This window comes from Terrisporobacter othiniensis (assembly GCF_000808015.1).
Classification (GTDB): Bacteria; Bacillota; Clostridia; order Peptostreptococcales; family Peptostreptococcaceae; genus Terrisporobacter; species Terrisporobacter muris.
In genome coordinates, this window is the sequence record NZ_JWHR01000117.1 from 1 (window position 1) to 9,129 (window position 9,129).

Genomic DNA, 9,129 nt, shown 5'->3' on the forward strand with positions numbered 1-9,129 from the left:
ATGGATATTGTATTTACATATGATTTAGATAAAATAGGATATAAAACAATTGATAAATGATTAGATGGGAGAGTATTAATGACATTAAAAAAAGAAATTCATAAACCATTTATATATGAAAATAAAGATTCAAAGACTATAGTTATATTCATTCATGGAATACTAGAAGGTCCAAATCAGTTTAAAGAATTTGCAGAGATTTTACATAAAGAAGGCTTTTCTTACTCGGCAATTTTACTACATGGACATGGAAAAAGTGGAAAATATTTTGCAAAAAGTAGTAGAGAAAAATGGATGGATAGTGTTGATAAAGCGATTTTAAAACATAAAGATAATTATGAAAATATAATATTAGTAGGTCATTCCATGGGCGCATTATTATCTTTATTGTTTGCTTTGAAATATAAAAATAAAGTAAAAGGTATAGTACTAATATCAACACCACTTAAAGTTTTTGTAAGATTTAATATGATTATAAGTAGTATAAAGGTAGCTTTTGGAAGGGTGAGAGAACAAGATACACTAGCTAAGTATGCTAAGAAGGCTTTCAGTGTGGAAAGAGGTTCAATATTTACTTATATTAGTTGGATTCCCAGGTATGTAGATTTGTTTACCTTAATAAGTTTAACTAAAAAAGAACTGAACAATATAGAAGTACCAACACTTATTGTTCAATGTAAAGTAGATGAGCTTGTTAGTTATAAAACTTTAAAAGTTTTTAAGAGAAAACTACAAAATGATTATGAAGTTATTAACTTAGAAAAGTCAGGTCATTTTTACTATGATGATGAAGAATTAAGATATTTATTAAATGAGTTTGAGATATTTATAAATAAAGTATAAATAAGAATAGACTACCTTTTTATGATTTAAGGTAGTCTATGTTAGAAGTACACCAAGAGTGGAAGATGGAAATAAATTAAAAAATTCGCTTCTATTCATAAAACCGTTAATCAAAGGAGATGCCTGAAACAGTAGAAAAAGACCGTATATAAATTGATACGGTCTTTTTGCTATAGTTTTATATATTTTAAATATTAAAAATAATTTGTCAGAAAGAAGTTAGTTCGCAATAGATATAGAAGCTGTCTTCTTTGACTTAGCAGATGATTTCTTAGCAAAATGTTTTGCAATACGCATTACTGCATAAGTTATAAATACTACACTATAAACTAATACATTTATTATGTAAGTAGTGTCTCCTGAAAGAGCAACTGGAACCATTATTAGCATTACATGAACATATATAAGTGCATAGAATAAGTAAGCAAATCTTTGTAAATTCTTCCACATTTTAGGTTTCATTAATTTTCTAACCGGGCGGAAAGAAGTAACAAGTAGTGGAACCATAATTGCGATAAGAACTATACTAACTCCAGCTGCCGCCCTCATATTAGTAGACATAAGCTCTGGTGCATTGAAAAGATTTACAAAGTGGGTTTTACCAAAGCTTATATTATGAGCCAAAGTAAGAATACCAGCTATAATTGATAATTCAGCCCTAATTGGCATTAAAAACTTAATTAATTTACTTCCATTTTTGAAAGCACCTGTATACATAACAATAACAAAAATTGCAGTAGAAAAAGTACTTTTTATTAAAATAGGAAGGATTGTAGTTGTAAACCAAGCAGGCATTGTCCAAATGACACCTGTATAAGATCCTACTACTAAAGCAACTGATAATACTGTAGTTAAAATATAACATATATTAGCATGTTTTTTGATAAAATTACGACCAATAGCTACTAGTAAGATTGCAGCTATTAATGATATTAAAAAATTCATAATTACCTCCAATTAAATATGATTAAATAAATTTTGAGCAAGTTCGTTGCCTGAAGCAGAGCAAAGACATCTCGTTGGCCATATGAAGTGTTTCTACGACACGTCGCTCAGGCGAAGCGAATTTTTTCTTCTTTTAATTTAATCAGAGTATAATACAAATTTAATTCTCAATCAATACTTATTATCAATTAACAATAAAAATCAATAAAATTTGCAATATAATAATAAATATTTTCAAACAATAGTACCATTGATTCACAATATAATAATAAATCCAAATAATAGAAGAATAGTTTGAGCATATTTATAGAGTTAATTTCATATATATTATACAAGTTTTAATGAGATGTATTATATAAGTTTCAAGGAGATTAACGAGGGGGATAAAGATGAGATATTATAATAAATCAATTGCAGATACTTTAAGATACCTAGAGGTTAATAGAGAATTTGGTTTAGATACTAAAGATATTGAATTAAGAAGAGCAAAGTATGGTTATAATGAGTTTACTATTAAAGAAGGTAAATCAATTTTAGATGAAATATTTGATAGTATTATGGAGCCTATGATATTAATATTGTTGGCAGCAGCAGTAATTAGTGCTTTTGCAGGAGAGGCTCACGATGCCTTTGGAATTTTGGGGGCAATATTTTTGGGACTATCCATAGGAGCTATTACAGAAAGTAAATCTAAAAAAGCAGCTCAAGCATTATCAAAATTAACCGAAAATATAGAAGTAAAAGTATTGAGAAATGGAAAAATTCAAGTGGTACCTAAAAAGGATTTAGTACCAGGGGATATTGTTTTTATAGAAAGTGGAGATTTGATACCAGCTGACGGAAGACTTATAGAAAGCATCAACTTAAAATTAAGAGAGGACATGCTTACAGGAGAGTCTAACGATGTATTAAAAGATGCCAATGCTAGTATAAAAATGGATATATTATATGGAAAAACAGAAATAATAGAGCAAGATACCATACCTGCCAATCAAAAAAACATGGTATTTGGAGGAACACTAGTAGCGTATGGAAGAGGTAAAATGGTTGTAACTAATATTGGGGATTCTACAGAAATGGGAAAAATAGCTCAAAACATAGATGACCCAGATGTATCTACACCTCTACAAATAAAACTTGGAAAATTAGGAGCTAAAATAGCCATATTGTCTGGAATAGTTGCATTTTTACTATGTTTATTTATGATAATTAAAATGACTAAATATGGTGTTATAGTTGTTGATACATCAGGATTTATACCATTTATTCAATCTTTAGCACCAGCTAAAAATGCATATATGGTATGTATAGCCTTAATAGTTGCAACAGTTCCTGAGGGACTTCCAACTATGGTTAATATAACTTTGGCCATAACTATGCAAAAGATGGCTAAGATTAATGCATTAGTTACTAAAAAAGAAGCTTGTGAAACAATAGGATGTGTATCAGTAATTTGTTCAGATAAAACAGGAACATTAACACAAAATAAAATGAAAGTAGAAGTAGCTTATGTGGATGGAAAGTATATAAGAGATTGTAACTACGAGAGTCATAGTTTCTTTGAAGAAAATTGCTTATCCAACTCAACAGCTGATATAGAAAAAGAGGACAAGTCTTATAAATATATAGGAAGTGCCACTGAATGTGCATTACTTTTATTTCATAATAATAAAGATTATGTTGATTTTAGAAGAAATACTAAATTAGTATCACAAATACCATTTAATTCTGAGAAAAAAAGAATGTCATCTTTAATTGAGGTGAATCAAAGAAATGTATTATTAAGTAAGGGTGCGCCAGAAATATTACTTGAAAGATGCGCCTACTATCAAGATGGAAAAGAAGTAAAACAAATAACTCAAAATAAGAAAAAAGAAATCCTTCATGAAATAAGTAAACTTCAAGTTAAATCAATGAGAACCTTAGGGTTTGCATATAAAGTAATAGATGGAGCCATGGACGAAGTGGCAATGACAGTAGACACAGCTTTTGATTATAGTGGAAATATAGAAAGAGTTGAAAATAGCAAAGACTTAATATTTAGTGGATTTGTTGGCATAGTAGATCCTCTAAGAAAAGGAGTAAAAGAGTCCATAGAAACTGCTTATGAGGCTGGAGTCAAAGTTAAAATGCTAACAGGTGACAATATAAACACAGCAAAAGCAATAGGAACGGAGCTTGGTTTATTAAATGATAACAAAAAAGCTGTAGAAGCTACATATATAGATATATTAAGTGATGAAGAACTTAGAGAAGAAATAAATGATATATCCATAGTAGCTCGTTCAAAACCAGAAACAAAAATGAGAATAGTACAAGCTTTGCAAGCAAATTCTGAAGTTGTTGCTGTAACTGGAGATGGAATTAATGATGCACCAGCACTAAGTAAAGCTGACGTGGGTATATCCATGGGAATATCAGGTACGGAAGTATCTAAGAATGCTTCAGATATTATTTTGACAGATGACAGTTTTAGTACCATAGTTGATGGGATAAAATGGGGAAGAGGTATATATGAAAACTTCCAAAGATTTATACAATTTCAGTTAACTATAAATATTGTGGCGTTTATGATTGCAGTAATATCTCAGATTATGGGAAAAGAAATGCCTTTTACAACTATTCAACTACTATGGGTTAATATAATAATGGATGGGCCTCCAGCTTTAGCTCTTGGTTTAGAACCTGTTAGAGATTATGTGTTAAAAAGAAAACCTATTAGAAGAAAAGCAGGTATAATTGCAAGAAGTATGGCAGTGAATATTACTATAAATGCATTTCTTATAATTAGCATAGTACATTTACAAGAGTTTTATAACATACTTCAGGCAACACCTCAGGAACAAAGCACAGTAATATTCTCATTATTCGCATTTAGTGCTTTATTTAATGCATTTAATTGTAGGGAGTTTGGTCTTAATAGTACCATACCAAATTTCTTCAAAAATAAATTGGCGCTAGAAATAATATTTGTTACAGGTGCAGTACAAATACTATTTACACAAATATTTAGAGCATTTTTTAACTCTGTAGCTTTAGATATAAGTATGTGGATTAAGATATTACTTTTATCATCTATGGTGCTTGTTTTAAATGAGGTAGTAAAATTCGTACTTAGAAATTTAAAAAAATTAATAATAAGGAAGAAATTAAAAAAATTCGTTTAGCTCATTTCGCCAAAATTGAGAAGCATATCGTCAACGATATATCCTCGTTACCACTTCGGATAAATCCGTTACTCAAACGAGATGCCGACCTTACCACTTTAAGCCACTGTGTGGGCGCTATGAAATTTCAGGCAACGACCTTGCTCAAAATATTCATCTAACTTATTTTGTGAAAAAGGGAGTTTATTTAAATGTCATAGAATATATATTATATATGCACAAAAAATGTAATGATGGAGTGATAAAATGATAAATAGATGCGTTAACAGTTATATAAACTTGTACCAATCAAGACATTTTTCAAAAAATATCAACAAAGCTATTTATAATTTATGCAAGCATAATAAAGAATTATTAAGTTTAGATAAAATAGGGAAATCAGTACAAGGGACACCCATACTATCCATAACTATGGGAGAAGGAAGGACAAAAATATTAATTCAAGGAACACATCATGCTAGAGAAGCAATTACAACCATATTGATACTAGACCAAGTTAACTATCTTTTAAAATTATATAAAATGGACAAAAGCATAAATTATATGAGCATTCATAAGCTTTTGAAATATGTAACTTTTGTATTTGTACCATTAGTTAATCCAGATGGTGCAGATTTAGTATTAAATGGAGGAAAATTTATATCTCCAAAGTATAAATATGAACCTTATTTAAAAGAAGAATTGTTTCCACGTTGGAAAGCAAATATAAGAGGAGTAGATCTAAATAGAAATTATCCAACTAAGTATCCAGATGATGATAGTGTAACAAGCCCACAATATCAACTTTATAAAGGACCTTATTATTTTTCAGAACCAGAGACTTATGCACTAAAATGTTTGACAGAAAAATATTTGTTTGATGGAACAATTTCTTATCATTCTTCAGGGGAGGTAATTTTCTATCAGTACAATCAATTGGATATGCAAAGGGATTTGGAAATAGCTAGTGAAATATCTAAGGAAACAGGATATGAGTTAGAAGAAGAAAACCCACCTGTTACAGGTAGTGGATATAAAGATTGGTTTATTGAAAATTATGAAAAACCAGCATTGACTATAGAAATATCTTCCTATGTAGGGGAGCAGAAAGTTCCTGTGGAGAATTATAGAGAGATATTTGAAAGAAATAAAAATGTACCTATAGTATTTGCACAAGAGGTTTTTTATAGAGTGATATAAATATTGAATAAGATTTATATTGTGATGAAAGTTTGCAATTGTTATAAAGAGCCATTAGAGTTATCAAATTAAACTTTAATGGCTCTTATATTAATATGTAAATAGGAATTTGCAGGGGAGATTATTAATTGGGGAGTGTATTAATTCTGATATACTTGATTTAGGGGGGAAATTATGAGTTTTAGCTTTATAAATTTTATAATATATGCGTTAGTATATATTATATCTATGCCGGTATTGTCATTTATTCATGAACTTGGTCATGCTATACCAGCTTTAATATTCACAAAAGGTGAAGTTAGTGTAAACATTGGAAATTATAATTTGATAAAGAAAGTAAAACTTAGTAGATTAGTCATAAATATTTATGGATATAGGTCTATAATGGATGTATCTTATGCTTATGTTAATTGGGAATCTATAGATAGTAAATTTAAGTCAATTATAATCATTGCAGGTGGTCCCATAGCATCTTTATGTACCTCAGGATTCTTGTATTTTAGTTTGTATAAAATAGAGATATCCCACTTGATGATAATACTGTTTAATGCAATGCTGTTTTTTAGCATAGGTCAATTTATAGTAACTGCATTGCCAATGAAGTATAGTGATAATAGTCCATACAAAGGGTTTACAAGTGATGGATATAAAATAGTACAATGGTTAAAGTTGAAAAATAAGAATTAGATATCTAGTTAAAAATATATAATTATTTAGTAAGTGATACATTCTATGAAAATAATGTAAGTTTTGAAATTATAGAATTTGATTTAGTAGAGTTGTCTTATAGATAATAAATAATTAGGGGGATAAAAATGATAATTAAAGATAAAATAAAAGAATTTAGAATATTTATATTTATAAACATAATTTTAGCTACTGTAATTGGAAACTATGCTCAAAATATTGCCTATTACATAGTCGGTTATTATTCTATTAATACTGCACAATTATACTTATATATACTAACAGTCTTAACAACTCTAAGCATAATATTATTCTTGATAATACCAATATTAATACATTTATTTGTAAAGAAACATGAGTCAAAAGATGAATATTTATTATATATACTCCTAGTTGCTGATATTTCAATAGGTATTCTAACTTCTATATTTTCAGTATTCGTATTAGCTATGAGTTGGGGGTAATAAAAATTATGTAATAATGTTAATATAATATAAACTATATAAATTATAATTTAGAAAGCAGATTTAATGAACAATTTTAATATATTGTGGAGTAGAAGGGTAGGAGCTATATTCCTACTTTTTTTTATACAATATAAAAAACTTACAAATAGTATTATTTTTATCAAATGAATAATTTTCTTCGTTATACTTCATTTGATAAATGAAACATTTAAAAATATTTTATATTAAATTACAAAATATAAAAAATAAAAATTGATGCATTTTTATGTAAAATTTATGTAAAAAACAACGAAAAATATTGAAGTGGGGGGAAAATATAGTACTATAATCTGAGAGTAAAATTATATAAAAATGCAATCAATAAGTAGTAGTTATAAGGGAGTATGAAAAATGAAAAAAAAGTATTTTTATAAATATTACATCGCTATTAATGATATTTATGATATTTATGATATTTATGATGTCGACAACAATGACATTTGCAAACGGTATTGCAAAAGAAAATATGACCAGTGCAGAATTTTTAGCAGGAAGTAATGCAGAAGGTGAAATTACTTTAACTGAAGATATTACACTTTCAGATGCGTTAAAAGTTGATGCAAAGAATTATACAGTTGACTTAAATAATCATACTTTAATGCTTACAAAAGACACTAATCTTTTTGTAAATAACGCTAATGTTACATTTAAAAATGGAAGTATAAAAATTGAAGGAATAAAAGGGAGCGCTGATTGTATATTAGGCGTAGGACATTATGGAAGTAGTGCTAACTTAACTCTAAATAACGTGAAGTTAGAAGCAAGCAACTACACTTCACCATATGCTTTAATTTTTGTATATAATGAAAGTACATTAAATATAGAAAACAACTCTGTTTTAAATGCTAAAAATGAACAAAGTTCATCTGGAGGAGTTATAAAAACTAGTAATGGAAAAGCTGGAAAAATAAATATAACTGATTCTACTTTAAACTTTGAAAATGTTGAACGTGGATTTGTAGATGGAGTTATAAATATAAAAAATTCTGCAGTAACAATGATAGGATTAGATAATGGTATAAATAATTCTGACCTTACAGTAGATAATTCTACACTTACTATTAGTGACTGTATAGGACGTGCATTAACAATTAATGGAACAAATGTTAATGTTAAGAATGGATCTGTACTTGATTTTAGTAAATCGCTAGAAGGTGATATACTATTCAAAAGTGAAGGAAAAATTAACATTGATAAATCATCTGAGTTAAACTTTGAAACAGTTAAGACTTTCGATGGTGCTAAATTAAATGAATTAATAGAATCAGAAAAGTATGATTATGAAGTAGATGCTGAAGGTAATATTATTAAAGTATGTAATCATTCTAATGATTTTATAATTATAAATACAAAAGATGCTACTTGTACAGAGGAAGGATATACTGGAGATAAAGTATGCCCTGATTGTAATGAAGTAATGGAAGAAGGAACAATAATTCCTAAATTATCACATGAGTTTGAAGATGGTATATGTAATAATTGTGGTGAATTAGATCCAAACTATAATACAGGAACTGAGGAAGAACCAGGAACTGAAGAAAAGCCAAATACTGAAAATAATTCAGATAACGGAGTAGATTCACCTCAAACAAGTGATGATACTAATTTATACTTTATGGTTGGAATGATAATTTTTTCTATAATCGGTTTAGCATGTATTAGAAAAACGAGATCTGTACAATAAAATTAACTATTGATATGGGAGAAAATAAAATTGTTTTCTCCCATATTTTATATCTATAATTATACATATGTATCAAGGTAATAAGAGGTATGATTCTTATAAAAATATAGATTATAAT

At 28.2% G+C, this 9,129-nt stretch carries 7 protein-coding genes; 6 read left to right on the forward strand and 1 reads right to left on the reverse strand.

Features of this window, described 5'->3' with window-relative positions; all coding sequences use genetic code 11:
• Positions 1 to 78: 78 nt before the first annotated feature.
• Positions 79 to 843: an alpha/beta hydrolase gene (locus QX51_RS14890; protein WP_039680690.1), complete on the forward strand. Its 765-nt coding sequence runs from the start codon at positions 79 to 81 to the stop codon at positions 841 to 843.
• 219 nt (positions 844 to 1,062) lie between these two features.
• On the opposite strand, the gene QX51_RS14895 is transcribed toward QX51_RS14890, so the two are convergent.
• The gene (locus tag QX51_RS14895; protein WP_039680691.1) at positions 1,063 to 1,788 is read right to left on the reverse strand and encodes a hypothetical protein; all 726 of its coding nucleotides are present in this window, start codon (positions 1,786 to 1,788) and stop codon (positions 1,063 to 1,065) included.
• 389 nt (positions 1,789 to 2,177) lie between these two features.
• Here QX51_RS14895 and QX51_RS14900 point away from each other — a divergent pair, with 389 nt between their 5' ends.
• The 5 genes from QX51_RS14900 to QX51_RS14920 all read left to right on the forward strand — a co-directional run bounded on the left by QX51_RS14900 (position 2,178) and on the right by QX51_RS14920 (position 9,011).
• A complete protein-coding gene (locus QX51_RS14900; RefSeq protein WP_039680692.1) occupies positions 2,178 to 4,955 on the forward strand; it encodes a calcium-translocating P-type ATPase, PMCA-type in 2,778 nt (925 codons plus the stop codon).
• A gap of 246 nt (positions 4,956 to 5,201) precedes the next feature.
• The gene (locus QX51_RS14905) at positions 5,202 to 6,134 is read left to right on the forward strand and encodes a M14 family zinc carboxypeptidase (protein ID WP_039680693.1); all 933 of its coding nucleotides are present in this window, start codon (positions 5,202 to 5,204) and stop codon (positions 6,132 to 6,134) included.
• Positions 6,135 to 6,308: 174 nt separating this feature from the next.
• Positions 6,309 to 6,821, forward strand: a complete 513-nt coding sequence (locus QX51_RS14910; RefSeq protein WP_039680694.1) for a hypothetical protein — start codon at positions 6,309 to 6,311, stop codon at positions 6,819 to 6,821.
• Positions 6,822 to 6,949: 128 nt separating this feature from the next.
• Positions 6,950 to 7,285 carry a hypothetical protein gene (locus QX51_RS14915; RefSeq protein ID WP_039680695.1) on the forward strand — a complete coding sequence of 112 codons (336 nt, stop codon included), beginning with the start codon at positions 6,950 to 6,952 and terminating at the stop codon, positions 7,283 to 7,285.
• Positions 7,286 to 7,718: 433 nt separating this feature from the next.
• On the forward strand, positions 7,719 to 9,011 hold the full coding sequence (locus QX51_RS14920; RefSeq protein WP_152607242.1) for a peptidase: 1,293 nt from the start codon (positions 7,719 to 7,721) through the stop codon (positions 9,009 to 9,011).
• Positions 9,012 to 9,129 lie beyond the last annotated feature (118 nt).

Bases quoted from the DNA above. Each gene is read 5' to 3' on its own strand.
- QX51_RS14915 (WP_039680695.1), top strand. From the start codon at position 6,950: ATGATAATTAAAGATAAAATAAAAGAATTTAGAATATTTATATTTATA.
- QX51_RS14890 (WP_039680690.1), top strand. From the start codon at position 79: ATGACATTAAAAAAAGAAATTCATAAACCATTTATATATGAAAATAAA.
- QX51_RS14910 (WP_039680694.1), top strand. From the start codon at position 6,309: ATGAGTTTTAGCTTTATAAATTTTATAATATATGCGTTAGTATATATT.
- QX51_RS14895 (WP_039680691.1), bottom strand. From the start codon at position 1,788: ATGAATTTTTTAATATCATTAATAGCTGCAATCTTACTAGTAGCTATT.
- QX51_RS14905 (WP_039680693.1), top strand. From the start codon at position 5,202: ATGATAAATAGATGCGTTAACAGTTATATAAACTTGTACCAATCAAGA.
- QX51_RS14920 (WP_152607242.1), top strand. From the start codon at position 7,719: ATGATATTTATGATATTTATGATATTTATGATGTCGACAACAATGACA.
- QX51_RS14900 (WP_039680692.1), top strand. From the start codon at position 2,178: ATGAGATATTATAATAAATCAATTGCAGATACTTTAAGATACCTAGAG.